At 38.9% G+C, this 13,467-nt stretch carries 17 protein-coding genes; 13 read left to right on the forward strand and 4 right to left on the reverse strand.

What is annotated here, in order from left to right; all coding sequences use genetic code 11:
- The first annotated feature begins 68 nt into the window (after nt 1–68).
- Genes crcB through GGR22_RS01805 form a run of 5 tightly spaced genes read left to right on the forward strand, consistent with a single transcriptional unit; the run spans nt 69 to nt 4,467 of the window.
- Nucleotides 69–440 (forward strand): fluoride efflux transporter CrcB, encoded by a 372-nt coding sequence (gene crcB, locus GGR22_RS01785; protein ID WP_182492323.1) that lies wholly within the window; start codon nt 69–71, stop codon nt 438–440.
- A gap of 38 nt (nt 441–478) precedes the next feature.
- Complete coding sequence (locus GGR22_RS01790) at nt 479–1,489, forward strand: DHH family phosphoesterase (RefSeq protein ID WP_182492324.1); 1,011 nt, start codon at nt 479–481, stop codon at nt 1,487–1,489.
- 4 nt (nt 1,490–1,493) lie between these two features.
- Nucleotides 1,494–2,120, forward strand: coding sequence for a gliding motility-associated peptidyl-prolyl isomerase GldI (gldI, locus tag GGR22_RS01795; RefSeq protein WP_182492325.1), 627 nt, complete (start codon nt 1,494–1,496; stop codon nt 2,118–2,120).
- A gap of 17 nt (nt 2,121–2,137) precedes the next feature.
- Nucleotides 2,138–3,256 (forward strand): peptidylprolyl isomerase, encoded by a 1,119-nt coding sequence (locus GGR22_RS01800; protein WP_182492326.1) that lies wholly within the window; start codon nt 2,138–2,140, stop codon nt 3,254–3,256.
- A 38-nt stretch (nt 3,257–3,294) separates the two neighbouring features.
- Nucleotides 3,295–4,467 (forward strand): peptidylprolyl isomerase, encoded by a 1,173-nt coding sequence (locus tag GGR22_RS01805; RefSeq protein WP_182492327.1) that lies wholly within the window; start codon nt 3,295–3,297, stop codon nt 4,465–4,467.
- Between the two features lie 52 nt (nt 4,468–4,519).
- On the opposite strand, the gene GGR22_RS01810 is transcribed toward GGR22_RS01805, so the two are convergent.
- Nucleotides 4,520–4,957, reverse strand: coding sequence for a hypothetical protein (locus GGR22_RS01810; RefSeq protein WP_182492328.1), 438 nt, complete (start codon nt 4,955–4,957; stop codon nt 4,520–4,522).
- A gap of 3 nt (nt 4,958–4,960) precedes the next feature.
- Nucleotides 4,961–5,578, reverse strand: coding sequence for a GNAT family N-acetyltransferase (locus tag GGR22_RS01815; protein ID WP_182492329.1), 618 nt, complete (start codon nt 5,576–5,578; stop codon nt 4,961–4,963).
- A 315-nt stretch (nt 5,579–5,893) separates the two neighbouring features.
- On the opposite strand from GGR22_RS01815, the gene GGR22_RS01820 reads away from it, so the two are divergent.
- The 8 genes from GGR22_RS01820 (at nt 5,894) to GGR22_RS01855 (ending at nt 11,182) form a co-directional block, all read left to right on the forward strand.
- Nucleotides 5,894–6,049 (forward strand): hypothetical protein, encoded by a 156-nt coding sequence (locus tag GGR22_RS01820; protein ID WP_182492330.1) that lies wholly within the window; start codon nt 5,894–5,896, stop codon nt 6,047–6,049.
- A 110-nt stretch (nt 6,050–6,159) separates the two neighbouring features.
- On the forward strand, nt 6,160–7,566 hold the full coding sequence (locus GGR22_RS01825) for a hypothetical protein (protein ID WP_182492331.1): 1,407 nt from the start codon (nt 6,160–6,162) through the stop codon (nt 7,564–7,566).
- Nucleotides 7,567–7,582: 16 nt separating this feature from the next.
- Entirely contained in the window at nt 7,583–7,741 is a 159-nt protein-coding gene (locus GGR22_RS01830) for a hypothetical protein (protein WP_182492332.1), read from the forward strand.
- 279 nt (nt 7,742–8,020) lie between these two features.
- Nucleotides 8,021–8,386, forward strand: coding sequence for a heavy-metal-associated domain-containing protein (locus GGR22_RS01835; protein WP_182492333.1), 366 nt, complete (start codon nt 8,021–8,023; stop codon nt 8,384–8,386).
- Nucleotides 8,387–8,575: 189 nt separating this feature from the next.
- Entirely contained in the window at nt 8,576–9,490 is a 915-nt protein-coding gene (locus GGR22_RS01840; protein WP_182492334.1) for a GLPGLI family protein, read from the forward strand.
- Nucleotides 9,491–9,508: 18 nt separating this feature from the next.
- Nucleotides 9,509–10,009, forward strand: coding sequence for a hypothetical protein (locus GGR22_RS01845; protein ID WP_182492335.1), 501 nt, complete (start codon nt 9,509–9,511; stop codon nt 10,007–10,009).
- Nucleotides 10,010–10,051: 42 nt separating this feature from the next.
- On the forward strand, nt 10,052–10,411 hold the full coding sequence (locus tag GGR22_RS01850) for an iron chaperone (protein WP_182492336.1): 360 nt from the start codon (nt 10,052–10,054) through the stop codon (nt 10,409–10,411).
- A gap of 30 nt (nt 10,412–10,441) precedes the next feature.
- Nucleotides 10,442–11,182, forward strand: coding sequence for a phosphodiester glycosidase family protein (locus tag GGR22_RS01855; protein WP_220477621.1), 741 nt, complete (start codon nt 10,442–10,444; stop codon nt 11,180–11,182).
- Nucleotides 11,183–11,233: 51 nt separating this feature from the next.
- Here the strand turns inward: GGR22_RS01855 and GGR22_RS01860 are convergent, their stop codons facing one another.
- Both GGR22_RS01860 and GGR22_RS01865 read right to left on the reverse strand, forming a co-directional pair.
- Nucleotides 11,234–12,412 (reverse strand): AIR synthase related protein, encoded by a 1,179-nt coding sequence (locus GGR22_RS01860; RefSeq protein WP_182492337.1) that lies wholly within the window; start codon nt 12,410–12,412, stop codon nt 11,234–11,236.
- A 114-nt stretch (nt 12,413–12,526) separates the two neighbouring features.
- Nucleotides 12,527–13,414, reverse strand: coding sequence for an OmpA family protein (locus GGR22_RS01865; protein ID WP_182492338.1), 888 nt, complete (start codon nt 13,412–13,414; stop codon nt 12,527–12,529).
- Between the last annotated feature and the right edge of the window lie 53 nt (nt 13,415–13,467).

Here is a 13,467-nt window from a genome sequence, read left to right on the forward strand (position 1 = left end):
TTCCTCCTTTTCAAACAAAACATTCTTCGCGTTTTTTCATTAAGTTTGTCATACTAAATACACTACAAATGATTAAATCCTTGTTGATAGTTGGCTTAGGTGGCGCTTTAGGAAGTATTTTTAGATACCTCACCTCTTTAGCGATTGGAAAATACATGCCTACTAAATTTCCTTTGGGAACTTTTACGGCTAATATCTTAGGCTGTTTTATTATCGGATTGCTGTTTGGTTATTTCGAAAAAAACAATCTAGTCAATTCCGATATGAAATTATTTTTCGCAACCGGATTCTGTGGCGGCTACACGACATTTTCTACATTTGGCTATGAAAACATTAGCCTTTTCCAAAGCAATAATTCTCTTCTGGCTTTTGCCTATATCGGCGCAAGTTTATTCTTCGGACTTCTGGCGGTCTGGTTCGGGCTATTTCTTACCAAATAATTTATGTTTCCACATAAAAAAATGTAATTTCGCAATCTATGAAAGAAGAAGAGATTAAAGGAATACTGGAATTGTTGGCTTCTCCTAAAAAGATTGCCATTATTCCGCACCGAAGCCCCGATGGCGATGCAATGGGTTCTACTTTAGGCCTGTATCATTTTTTAAAAAAATTGAACCACGAGCCGATCGTAATCGCTCCGAATGAATTTCCTGATTTTCTGGCTTGGCTTCCAAGCTCGGAAAAGGTACTTATTTTTGAAAAAGACAAAGAAAACATAGCAAAAATTCTTAATGAGTCCGAGCTTATTTTTACGCTAGATTTCAATGCCTTGCACAGAACAGGCGAAATGGAAAACGTACTCAATAAGCTAAAAGCGCCTTTCATCATGATTGATCATCATCAAAAGCCTGATGATTACGCGCTTTACCGCTATTCTGACACTAACTTTGGGTCTACTTGCGAAATGATTTATAATTTCATTACGTTCTTAGGCTATAAAGAGCTTCTTGACAAAACAATCGCAACTTGCCTTTATACAGGAATCGTAACCGATTCAGGATCGTTCCGTTTTCCGTCAACAACGAGTATGACACACAGGGTTGTTGCTGAATTATTGGACATCGGAGTACAAAACGGGGATATCCACAATTCGCTATTCGACAATAATTCGTACCATCGATTACAACTTTTAGGACGGGCATTACAGAACATGAAAGTGCTGCCAGAATACAAGACTTCATATATAAAGCTTACGCAGCAGGAACTTGACGAGTTTCATTATGTCAAAGGGGATACTGAAGGCATCGTGAATTATGGACTAACTATCAGCGGAATTATCTTTACAGCCATATTTATTGAGAATAAAGACGAAGGAATCATCAAGATTTCGTTCCGCTCGCAAGGCAATTTTGACGTGAACCAATTTGCACGTGATTATTTCAACGGCGGCGGCCATATTAATGCGGCAGGCGGAAAATCGACATTATCGCTGGAAGAAACCGTAAAACAATTTGAAAGCATTTTATCAAAACAAAATTTTAATGTGTAGGCCTATGAAACTTTTCAAGCTTATTTTGAGTGTCGCGGCTGGCACTATGTTGGTTACAGGCTGTACGCAACAACAGGCTCGCAAGCCTCTTTCGCATTCTTCGGGAACTTTCATGAAAGAGTCTGTCGAGCGAAACAAAAAACTGATTGCTGGCGAAGAAGCCAAAATCGAGTCTGTGATCAAAAAAGATGCAAAATCGAACTATATCGCTACGGCTAAAGGATATTGGTATAAATATGACGTAAAAAGCACAGCGACTGATTCTATAACTCCTAAAAAGGGCGATGTGGCTTATTTTGATTACGAAGTAAAAGATCTTGACGGCAATGTAATCTATACGGAACTGGAACTCCGTCCGCAAGTGTATCTTGTCGACAAGCAAAACATCATGATGGGAATGCGCGACGGCATCAAATTGATGAAAAAAGGCGAAAAAATCACTTTTCTTTTTCCTTCGCACATGGGCTACGGCTATCATGGCGATGACAGAAGAATCGGCCACAATCAGCCGCTTATGGTTACCATTGCGTTGAAAGACATCAAGCCTGAAAAAGAAGCCCGAACAGAAAACGAATCGAAAACACAACAACCTACCGAAGCTCCAAAACCAACGGAAGAGCCGAAACAATAAACAACCAATTTATCAAAATGAAGAGAATAACAAGTCTATTTTTAGGTATCAGCGCCCTGTTTTTTTCGTGTAACAACCCGAGCAGCAATCTGCCTGATGGCATGTATGCGGAAATCGAAACCAACAAAGGAACTATTGTAGTTGAATTAGAATACAAAAAGACACCGGTGACGGTTGCCAATTTTGTATCGCTAGCGGAGGGAAAAAATCCAATGGTGAGCGAAAAATATAAAGGAAAGCCGTTTTATGACGGATTAAAATTCCACAGAGTACTGCCTAATTTCATGATCCAAGGCGGTGATCCTGATGGCAATGGCAGTGGCGGTCCAGGATATCGTTTTCAAGACGAAATTGTACCAGAACTAAAACACGATAAAGGCGGTATCTTGTCTATGGCAAATGGTGGAAAAGCTACAAACGGCAGCCAGTTTTTTATCACACACCAAGCAACGCCTTGGCTTGACGGAATCCACACTGTTTTTGGACATGTGATTGAAAACGGCATGGAAGTGGTAAACGCTATCCAGCAGGATGACGTAATCAACAAAATTACCATCATCCGCAAAGGAGAGGATGCTAAAAAATTTGATGCTCCAAAAATCTTCAAAGATAATTTTGCAAAGCAGGCTGCCGAACAAAAAAAGATGGAAGAGGAACAGCTAAAATTAAGAGAACAATATACTGGCGTTATTAAAGAAAAGGAGGCCTCTTTCCAACAATTAAAATCGCAATCAGTTAAAACTCAATCTGGATTGCAATTTAAGATTTTATCTAAAGGTAATGGCAAAAAGCCTGTTGCCGGAGCGCAGGTTTTCATCAACTATGCGGGCTATTTTGAGAACGGCGACTTGTTCGACACCAACATTGAAAGCGTGGCGACAGTTTTCGGAAAGCTAGATCCAAACAGAGCTGCGGCTAAAGCGTATAGTCCAATTCCTTTCCAGATTGGAGTCAAAGAAGGCATCATTCCTGGATTTATTGAGGGAGTCGAACAGTTATCTATTGGCGACAAAGCGGTTATCTTTATCCCTTCGTATTTGGGCTACGGAGAAAGAGGCATGGAAGGTGCTATTCCTCCAAACGCTAATATTATATTTGAAATTGAAATGCTCGAATCAATGCCTGCCAACAAATAGGCATATAAAATAAAGTAGAAAACTTAATCTGTACTAAAATGAAATTAAAATTTATTTGCTTATTGTTTTTGGCCATGACAGCTGGCTTAGGTGCGCAGACAAAAAAGAAAGCCGCTGCTCCAAAAAAAGCTGCAACTACAACTAAAAAAGCTGGAACTCCTAACCAAGAGCCTGGAATCTATGCTCAGTTTGAAACGACCAAAGGAAGAATCATGGTCAAATTAGAATACCAAAAAACACCAATTACGGTTGCCAATTTTATTTCGTTGGCAGAAGGCACCAATACTGCCGTAAATGCAAAATACAAAGGAAAGCCTTTTTATACCGGACTTAAATTTCATAGAGTTATCAAAGATTTTATGATTCAAGGTGGGGATCCGCTGGGCAATGGTTCTGGAGATCCTGGCTACAAGTTTAAGGATGAAATCGACCCAACTTTGAAACATGATACGGGAGGAATTCTTTCTATGGCCAATTCTGGTCCTGGAACCAACGGAAGCCAGTTCTTTATTACGCACAAAGATACGCCGTGGTTGGATGGCAAGCATACTGTGTTTGGCAAAGTGACTAGCGGCATGGACGTTGTGAATGCAATCGAGCAAAACGACGTAATCATGGAAATCAAAATCATTAGAAATGGCGCCGAGGCTAAGAAGTTTGACGCGGCTAAAGTATTTAATGAGTACTTTGCTAACAAAGATGAAGTTGAGAAAAAACAATTAGCTGCCGAAGCCGAGAAAAAGAAAGCGCTTGAAGCTGAATTTGCTCCTGTAAAAGCTAAAAAAGTGGCCGAATTGAACGCCATCAGAGCGACAACAACAAAGACTGCTTCTGGTTTAGAATATAGTATTACCACAAAAGGCAAAGGAATAAAACCGGCTTCTGGAACGGTATATGTTAATTATGCAGGATATCTTGAAGATGGAAGCTTGTTTGACAGCAGCGATGCCGAAATATCTAAGCTATACGGTAAGTTCGATGCTAACCGCGCAGCTCAGAACGGCTACCAGCCTTTTCCTTTCGACATTTCTAACAAAGGCGGCCTGATTCCTGGTTTCCTTGAAGGTATTAATCTTATGTCATTTGGAGACAAGGCTACGTTCTTTATCCCAGCTGCTTTGGGCTATGGCGAAAGAGGTGCTGGAAACGTAATTCCGCCAAATGCTAATATTATTTTTGAGGTGGAACTTTTGGAAGCTCCTAAACAATAATTAATCGCAAGTATTTATACTAAAAAAGAGGTTCTAAATGAACCTCTTTTTTTTATTTCTTAAACTTCCATTCAAATTCGTCTTTGGAGTTGATGATGGCTCCCAGTTCTACTTTAACGACTTCATCAAATTCGGCTTGGAGGATGAGCCAGTTGGATTCGTTGAAGAAGTTTTCAAAAGTATCGAATTCTTCTTTCTCCCACTTTGCCAGTCCTTTTGCTTCTAGTTCTTTTTGAAGCGCAGCTATCGGACGGGCGATGACTTTCTTGTCAAACAAAGCCAATTCTGGGCTTGATGCTACGAGATATCCGAGCTTGAATCCTTCTTCTTGATAAAATGTCAAGCGGATTTTTTGCTTGTTGTACTGAAAGATGACATTGTCTTCTTCGTCTTTATAGATCTTGTCTGGCTTGCCATAAAGTGCTTCTACGTCTTTCTGCAGCATCCCGAAGATGAGCTTGTCGATTCCGATTTTTGGGTTTATTTTCATGTTTTATCTGTTGTTTATTTTATTCTTCAATTGTTCTTTTGCGCCCCCCTCCCATTCGCTTTTTAGGATACTGAGTATGATAGAATCGCGACGGACTCCGTTCTGGATTGTCGGCATGTGGCTTCGCAATACGCCTTCTACTTGGCAGCCTATGCTTTTCATGGCGGCAATGCTTTTGGCGTTATTGTTGTCGGCCCTAAACTCTACTCTTTCCATTCCCAACACTTCAAAGGCAAATTCGAGCATCAGGAACTTACAGCGCTTGTTTAGTCCTGTCCCTTGATAGTCTTTTCCGTACCACGTATAGCCTAATTGGAGCGTCTTGAATGGCAGATTGATATCGTAAAAGCGGGTGCTGCCGGCATAGGTGTTTGTTTTTTTATCGTAGACGATAAAGGGGAATTCGGTCTTGTTTTCTCGTGCTTTTAGCGCCAAGTCTATGTAGTTTTCGAGGTTTTCTTTGCCTGCGGCTGGAATAGAAGAAAATGTCCAGATTTCGGGCTCGTTGAGCGAAAAGTGCAGCAGGTTTTCTATGTCTGAATGTTGCAGCGGCCGCAACAGGACTGCATCGTCTTGGAGTATCACTTCTTTTGAAAAGTCAAATTCTTTTATCTGTGCCATATAGTGTGGTAGGTTCTTTTGGATATCAAAAATAGGTTTTATGTGGCTATAAATTATTATAAAACTCTTATAAAATGTTTACTACTGTTTTACGAGATGGTTATTACTTTAATAAATAGTATTGTTTATTAAATAATTTATTAAAGGGGTTGCTTTTAGTAGTTTAAATAAGGATAATTGGGTTTATATGTACCTATTTGGTTTGATGGTTTTGTATTTTTTTAATTAAAAAATAAATAAATTAGTTTATTTATAAATTATATTTTGTATTATTGTAGCCTATCTAACCTAAATAACTAATTAAAAACCAATGATATGAATCCAAAAAAGCACTTTATCAGAAGCATTTATTCTACCCGAGGCAAATTGGTGCCTAGCTGTCTGGCTTGTGTCACACCAAAAGAAGAAATCGTGTCTATCGTCTTGACAAAAAGGTGTGAAGGGTCTTATAAGCCTCCTCCTAAAATATAAGTAAAGCTTGTCTTAGCTGGAAATCAGCGACTGTTTTCTAGACCAGACGGCTTGCAGTCTTCTCATAAAATTTTACCCGCCAAATAATTAGTAATCTAAACCAATCAATTATGAAAAACACTGCATTTTTTAAGGGCCTGCTGTATGCGGGTATTGTATTATTGTTTCTTAACTGCGATGACGAAAAGCCAGTGACGGCGCATGCTCATCAGACTAAGAATATGGCGATTTCCTTTAGCCAGTTTAAAAAGGAAACGGATATTGTTGATTTTCAGACGGTCTTTAGGGTAAAGGCTTCACATTTTGGAGAAAATGCAAGAACGGCTGGGCTGACTCAGGGCTTTGTTATTGACACTACTTCTATAGAGAAACGTTCAGACAGCAATCCTACTTATTCATTTTTTGTATATCCGGTCAATGATAAAACGGCGGGAAAGGATGAAATCTTCAACCTGGTCTATCATAAAGAGAACGGCAAATGGGAAACGAGTATATTTTCTGCCGAAATAAAGGTTGTTGAAGGAAGCAATACGCTCTATGAAAACATCAAGCAGGTATATTCGAGTCGTAGCACCAATGTAGTGTGCTGGGGAACGGAATATAAATTTCACTGTACGCGTACGGGGCCTTGTGCAGGAGGCAACTGCGACTTGTGTAACTTGTGTGTTTCTTCGAGTGCCATTCCTGTTCCGTGCGGCACGACCCAGCCTGAAGACCCGGGTACCGGCACTGGCGGAGAGCCTGGATTTGGCATCAATCCTGGCGGCGGCGGTATTCCGGTTAAGGTTTTTATGACTGCCTTAGAGCTTGATCTGGTACAACAGGGCTGGCTGGATGCGAATCCGTTTTTTAAAGCAAGGCTTATCGAGGGGTATATTGGCGTGCCATCTATTAGTGCTATCGTGGACATTCGAGATGAGTTTAAGGCTAAATTGGGCTTTTTGATGACTAATTATGAAATGTGTCAGAGTGTTGTGGAATATGTCATACAGCAACAGTATCGGCAGGAGGCCCAACAGTTTGGATGGGAACTGATTAACTTGGCTATGGAAGATTCGTTTGCCTTTGCATTTGACGATACTGTTGCAGAAAATGCGGTGCCTATCAACAGTATTGGACAATTGGGGGCTTCGTTAAACAATTTAGAGATTACTTCTGTATCAACAGACCAGCTGCCTAACCAAAGAAATTCTTTTTTGGGGAGCTACAAATTCAAGATCAATATGATCACCGGCATAAAAATCAATATCAAATTTTCTGTTTCACGTGAATACAATCACACTGTCACAAGCGTGAATACCGAACAATATGGGGCATCTCTAGGAGAATGGGAACAAAGCGACCATAGTGTCGATATTTTGCCAAATGGCAATATAAGGGTTGAAGTTATAGGCTCTATGACGTATGACTATTCTATCCAAGGCTTGGGTCTCAAGGTTATCAAAGGAATACGCTTAGTCCTGATCTTAAATCCAGCCGATGCCACCATCGTAAGTTCTTCATGGAATTATAACTAACTAAAAAAAACAACTTATGAGAGAACAAGTTTTTGAAACGGAAACGGTCTACCATCTAGATTTTATCTTGAGTACGGTATGGGAGGTACTTAATCTAGCACTGCTTGTAGCTATTATCTATTTTATCGTAAAACTTTATAGAAAGGTTATCAATTTTTTGGATAAGAATTCTTGATACAACTACGGGCTTTTAAGTTAAACGGCAAGATATTTCCTTGCCGTTTTTTATTGTTAGTTAGAATGCCCTTTGGTTACGAGCGAAATACACTTACACCAAAAAAGTGACCAGTTACGCCTAAAATCGACCACTTATTACTTCTTGTTAGGAAAATATTAAAGTTTGAATGATCTTTGAATTAGCATTTTTTTTAATACGAGATTGATCGATATGAAAAATTAATCTCTCTTACTACTGGTTTTAAAATTACTCTATATTTGTAAAAAAACATATTTTATGAAAAGCAATTTCCTAAAAAAATCATTCGTAGCTTTCTTTATGCTGTTTGCCATTGCAACCTCTTTTGGGCAAGAAAATAAAAAGAACCAAAAAGCGGTAATCAAAACCTCTATCTCTTGCGACCACTGCAAGGAGTGTGAAACCTGCGGGGCTAATTTTCAATCGAATATGCTGAAAATAAAAGGCGTAAGAATGTATGAGCTCGATGAAAAAGAAATGACCATAACGGTATATTATAATGCTACAAAAACCGACCTGCAGACTATCAAAACAGCTATTTCTAAACTGGGTTATGATGCCGATGATGTGAAGGCAGATGTAGCGGCTTATGACAAATTGGATAACTGCTGTAAGAAAGCATAATATTTTTTTAAACTGTAATTTCAAAAAACTGCAAGCTTCAAAAACTCTTGCAGTTTTTTTATTTCATAGACATAAATACTTAAATTTCAACACGCTAGAGATATACATTACTTAAAGAAGACTGAATAGTAACCGACTTTTAAATTCCAAAATTATATATGATGTAAAACTTACTTAAAACAACAAGACATGAGAACAATTCTACTTACTTTTTTCGCCACAGCGATTGCTTCTAGTGCTTATGCACAAGAACCTGACAAAGTTTTGATTCGGGTAAAATATGCCTTTTCGCATATGCATGACATACACAACAGGGAGAATTATTATAAGGAAACGATGGTACTCATTGCGGGAAAAAAGGCTTCGGTATATTTGAGCTATGATAAAGTTTTACAAGATATTCAGACTAAAGAGGTTTTTGAAAAACAAACTCGTGAGCAGGCCAATGTAAAAACCCCAACCTTTAGTATGCCGCCTAAAAAACGACCGACGAACAGCATGGAGATTTTCTATTTTGCCGATGCCCACAAGTTTATAATAAAAGAGCATTTGGGCGCTTTTTATCTTTGGGAGGAAAAAGTTGAAAAAATAGATTGGAACATCACATCAGAAACTCGCATCATCGAGAACCTAAATTGCAAAAAAGCGACAGGTTATTTTAGAGGCCGGAACTGGACAGTATGGTTTGCAGAAGAATTACCTTTTTCTAGCGGCCCATGGAAGTTGGTTGGATTACCAGGACTAATCATTGAAGCCTATGATGAGGATAGCGAAGTAAGCTTTGTATTTGCCGGGTTGGAGAAAATTGATGAAAACGCAAAGCCTCTTGCTGATGAATACAAATACGTACCAAGAATGGGAAGCAGCAACGCTCTTTCCGATACCAAAATCCAACTGCCTACAGATGCTCATACCTTCAAAGCAACTCCTGAAGAAATAAAGGAATTGAAAGATCTTCAGAAAAAAGATCCTGAGAAATTTTTTAAAACCCAAATGGAATTGCTAGGACTTGGCGGCCTACAACCGGTTTCTAAGGGCAAAAGCTCCCCTGTTCCGTTTCAAATGCCTGTATTTAATAATCCTATTGAGCGTTCAATGCCTTAACTTAATTGGACTGTTGATATGAAAACAGCAACAATCGTCTTTTTTTTATTTTCTTGTCTTTGCGTTCGTGCCCAAAACAGGAGCAGGGAACTGGGTTATGAACAGCCTATTTTTGACAGCGACACTTGCTGCTGGAGGAAACTTGCGAAGAATAACGAATATGAAAAAGCAGGCGATTTGATTGTTTCTTATCTTAAAAACAATAAAAAACGCTCCAATATACATGCTCTACATTGGCATGCAGGACAAATGTTTGCAAAAGCGCAAAACGATAGATTAGCCGTGCATTACTTTCGAAAAACATATAATTTCTTATACAAATGGTTTGGCGGCGAAGACGGAAAAACATGGTATTATTATGCCAAAGGAACGGTGGCCTTTATCGAAAGAGACCAAGAAAAATTAAGCAAGATTATTAAATCTTGGGACAAAAACCTTCCGAAAGACCGCAACTATTCGAGCTTAATCAGGCTTTATAAAAACTGGGACAGCAAGTATCTGGAAGCAACCGAACCATAGATTCTATAAATAGATTATATTTAGCCTATTAAATAGCGTAACATGGCAGTCAAACACAACACCATAGACGAGTACATTTCAGATTTTTCAATCGAGGTGCAAGAGATTCTGGAAAAAGTCCGCGCCACGATACAAAAGGCGGCTCCAGAGGCAACCGAAGCCATCAAATATGCCATCCCTACTTTTGTGCTCAACGGAAATCTCGTGCATTTTGCCGCTTTTAAAAATCATATCGGATTCTATCCTGCTCCTGAGGGCATGGAAGAATTTGATAAAGAATTTTCGGCTTATAAAAAAGGAAAAGGTTCTGTACAGTTTCCGCTTGACCAGCCGATTCCTTTGGAATTGATTGCTAAGATAACGGCTTTTAGGGCAAAACAGAATTCTGAGAAAAAGAAATAGCCAAGAAATCATTTTTTAATATTGAGAGCATTGAAAAAAAATCTTACGATCGCACTATTCGTTCTGGCTTTAGGGACGTTAGGGTTTTGTGCATTTGCAAAAAAGGTATCCTATAGCGACAGCCGCTTTATCAGTTATGTGGTTGATCCAAAAAAGCAAACTTTAAAACTGTACTTAAAAGACGAAAAGCAGCAAAATTTCAAAAGCATTAACAACTTAAAGCTTTGGCTCGAAAAAAAGAGCCAAAATCTCGAATTTGCGATGAATGCTGGAATGTATAAAACGGATAACTCCCCTCAAGGTCTTTACATTGAAAATCAAAAAGAATTGTTTCCTCTAGACACGGCCAGCGGTAATGGGAATTTTTATCTGAAACCTAACGGCGTATTTTATATCACTAAAGAAAATGTTCCTTTTGTGTGCGCTACTGAAAAAATTGCAAATAAGAACACGATGAAATATGCCACGCAGTCTGGCCCGATGCTGGTAATTGATGGACAAATTCATCCTAAATTTAAAAAGGGCTCTGCCAATCTAAATATTAGAAACGGCGTGGGTATTCTGCCAAACAACACGATTATTTTCGCGATGTCAAAAGAAGAAATAAGCTTCTATGACTTTGCTTCTTATTTTAAAAGCCTGGGCTGCAAGAATGCACTATATCTAGATGGTTTTGTTTCTCGAACGTATCTTCCAAAAGAAAATTGGCTTCAAGTTGATGGCAATTTTGGCGTGATCGTTGGTGTAACTACAAAAAAGAAAAAGCAATAAAAAACTCCAGAGTGGTATCGGGAGTTTTCTCTATTTAAAATTCTCTAGTTTTTAATACTCAAAGTTTCCAAACTCGCTTTGTATCGTAAGCTTTTTACTTTCTGACGCTTCTACCCTGCCGACAATCTGAGCGTCTACATTGAATGATTTTGAAATCGCAATAATCTCGTCTGCGATTTCTTGCGGTACATAGATTTCCATTCGGTGGCCGCAATTGAATACTTGGTACATTTCTTTCCAATCTGTCTTAGATTGTTCTTGTATCAATTTGAAAAGCGGCGGAATCGGGAAAAGATTGTCTTTTATAACATGGACATTGTCTACAAAATGAAGCACTTTTGTCTGTGCGCCACCGCTGCAATGTACCATTCCGTGAATTTGTTTTGGAGAATAGGTATCCAAGATTTTTTTAATAATAGGTGCGTAGGTTCTTGTAGGCGACAGTACTAATTTTCCGGCATCAATCGGAGCACCTTCCACCTCGTCAGTCAATCTGACATTGCCAGAATAGACCAAGTCAGACGGTACGGAAGCATCAAAGCTTTCTGGATATTTCTGCGCGAGGTAGTTATGGAAAACGTCATGGCGTGCAGAAGTAAGTCCGTTGCTGCCCATTCCTCCGTTGTATGATTTCTCATAAGAAGCCTGTCCGAAAGAAGCCAAACCGACAATAACATCGCCTGCTTGAATGTTTGCGTTATCGACTACTTTGTCTCTTTTGATTCTTGCCGTTACGGTAGAATCGACAATTATCGTACGGACCAAATCTCCAACATCGGCAGTCTCGCCTCCAGTGGAATTAATCGTAACTCCAAATGATTTCAATTCGTCTATAAGTTCTTCGGTTCCGTTAATGATGGCAGAAATTACTTCGGCTGGAATCAGGTTTTTGTTTCTTCCGATAGTTGAGGAAAGCAAGATATTATCTGTGGCTCCAACGCACAAAAGATCGTCGATATTCATGATAAGGGCATCTTGAGAAATGCCTTTCCAAACCGACAAATCGCCTGTTTCTTTCCAATACAAATAGGCCAGCGAAGATTTTGTTCCGGCGCCATCTGCGTGCATAATCAGGCAATACTCTTCATCGTTGGTAAGATAATCGGGAACTATTTTGCAAAAAGCTTTTGGAAATAATCCTTTGTCTATGTTTTTGATTGCGTTGTGAACGTCTTCTTTTGAAGCAGAAACTCCTCGCAGATTATAGCGCTTGCTTGTATCGGAACTCATAAAATTGGTTGTGTTGTTGTGGCGCAAAGATAATCAGTTTTTTTTAGTTAAGATTGCTGTATGGCTATAGATTTTAGACTTTCTTACGAGCAAAAAACTTTAAAATACAAGAAACTAATTTTCTATAATTTCAATCTCTACACGACGGTTGGAAGCTCTTTCTTGCTCGGTTTTTTCTGGAATAGCGAAAAGCGGCTGCGTGACCCCAAATCCTTTATAGGTGACTCTTTCGTCTTCGATTCCATTTATTTCTAGAAACTTGGCAATGGCTTTTGCTCTTTTGGTAGACAAATCTTGCTTGTCATTCTGCATACAGCAGATGTGTCCTTGTATTTGAATCTTCATCTGCGGATTTCTTTTCATGACTTCCAACAATTCATACATTTTGGGTCTGGAATCGTTGGTGATCGCAAAAGTATTTAATTGGAAATTGAGGTTGTCGAGCTTTAGTTTTTCTCCCGCTTTTGCAACGGTCAGTTTTTCCATAAAAGCCACATCAAAAACCAGTTCTGTAGAGCTCCCGTTAGGATTTTGGATGGTTATCTTTTCGGGGTATTTAGGCATTTCTCTCGGCTTTATGACAACAGGCTGTTCTTTGATTCCGAGAATTTCGTTTTCCCGGGCCAAGTCTTTCGCTTCGATAAAGTAGATTACCACTTTTCTGTTTTCGGCTTTTATTTTTGAATGCTTGTGCTTTTCGCCAAAGCTTCGAGTCTTGAAGTCTTCTCTTATTTTTAGCTTTCCTTTTACTAGCTCATACACAAAATTAACGCGTTTTTGAGCCAGCGTATCGTTAAATCCAGAAGTTCCGTCTTCATCGGTATATCCATTTATAGCAACAATCTTGATGTCTTTATTGGCATTGATAAAATTCTGAAGCTTGTCGTTTTCTTGTTTTTTAAGTTCGTGTTTATTGCTGTCAAAATAGACCGAGAACGCTTCTTGTGCTTGCGTAGCTACAGAAAAAAGCAAGAAGAGTATATAGATGGCTGTGTTTTTCATGGGATAAGTTTATAATTAAAAACGAAGTAACAAATTATTTATTACATAAAAAA

The organism is Flavobacterium gossypii (assembly GCF_014138495.1).
GTDB classification, from domain to species: Bacteria; Bacteroidota; Bacteroidia; order Flavobacteriales; family Flavobacteriaceae; genus Flavobacterium; species Flavobacterium endophyticum.

Bases quoted from the DNA above. Each gene is read 5' to 3' on its own strand.
- crcB (WP_182492323.1), top strand. From the start codon at position 69: ATGATTAAATCCTTGTTGATAGTTGGCTTAGGTGGCGCTTTAGGAAGT.
- GGR22_RS01790 (WP_182492324.1), top strand. From the start codon at position 479: ATGAAAGAAGAAGAGATTAAAGGAATACTGGAATTGTTGGCTTCTCCT.
- gldI (WP_182492325.1), top strand. From the start codon at position 1,494: ATGAAACTTTTCAAGCTTATTTTGAGTGTCGCGGCTGGCACTATGTTG.
- GGR22_RS01800 (WP_182492326.1), top strand. From the start codon at position 2,138: ATGAAGAGAATAACAAGTCTATTTTTAGGTATCAGCGCCCTGTTTTTT.
- GGR22_RS01805 (WP_182492327.1), top strand. From the start codon at position 3,295: ATGAAATTAAAATTTATTTGCTTATTGTTTTTGGCCATGACAGCTGGC.
- GGR22_RS01810 (WP_182492328.1), bottom strand. From the start codon at position 4,957: ATGAAAATAAACCCAAAAATCGGAATCGACAAGCTCATCTTCGGGATG.
- GGR22_RS01815 (WP_182492329.1), bottom strand. From the start codon at position 5,578: ATGGCACAGATAAAAGAATTTGACTTTTCAAAAGAAGTGATACTCCAA.
- GGR22_RS01820 (WP_182492330.1), top strand. From the start codon at position 5,894: ATGAATCCAAAAAAGCACTTTATCAGAAGCATTTATTCTACCCGAGGC.
- GGR22_RS01825 (WP_182492331.1), top strand. From the start codon at position 6,160: ATGAAAAACACTGCATTTTTTAAGGGCCTGCTGTATGCGGGTATTGTA.
- GGR22_RS01830 (WP_182492332.1), top strand. From the start codon at position 7,583: ATGAGAGAACAAGTTTTTGAAACGGAAACGGTCTACCATCTAGATTTT.
- GGR22_RS01835 (WP_182492333.1), top strand. From the start codon at position 8,021: ATGAAAAGCAATTTCCTAAAAAAATCATTCGTAGCTTTCTTTATGCTG.
- GGR22_RS01840 (WP_182492334.1), top strand. From the start codon at position 8,576: ATGAGAACAATTCTACTTACTTTTTTCGCCACAGCGATTGCTTCTAGT.
- GGR22_RS01845 (WP_182492335.1), top strand. From the start codon at position 9,509: ATGAAAACAGCAACAATCGTCTTTTTTTTATTTTCTTGTCTTTGCGTT.
- GGR22_RS01850 (WP_182492336.1), top strand. From the start codon at position 10,052: ATGGCAGTCAAACACAACACCATAGACGAGTACATTTCAGATTTTTCA.
- GGR22_RS01860 (WP_182492337.1), bottom strand. From the start codon at position 12,412: ATGAGTTCCGATACAAGCAAGCGCTATAATCTGCGAGGAGTTTCTGCT.
- GGR22_RS01865 (WP_182492338.1), bottom strand. From the start codon at position 13,414: ATGAAAAACACAGCCATCTATATACTCTTCTTGCTTTTTTCTGTAGCT.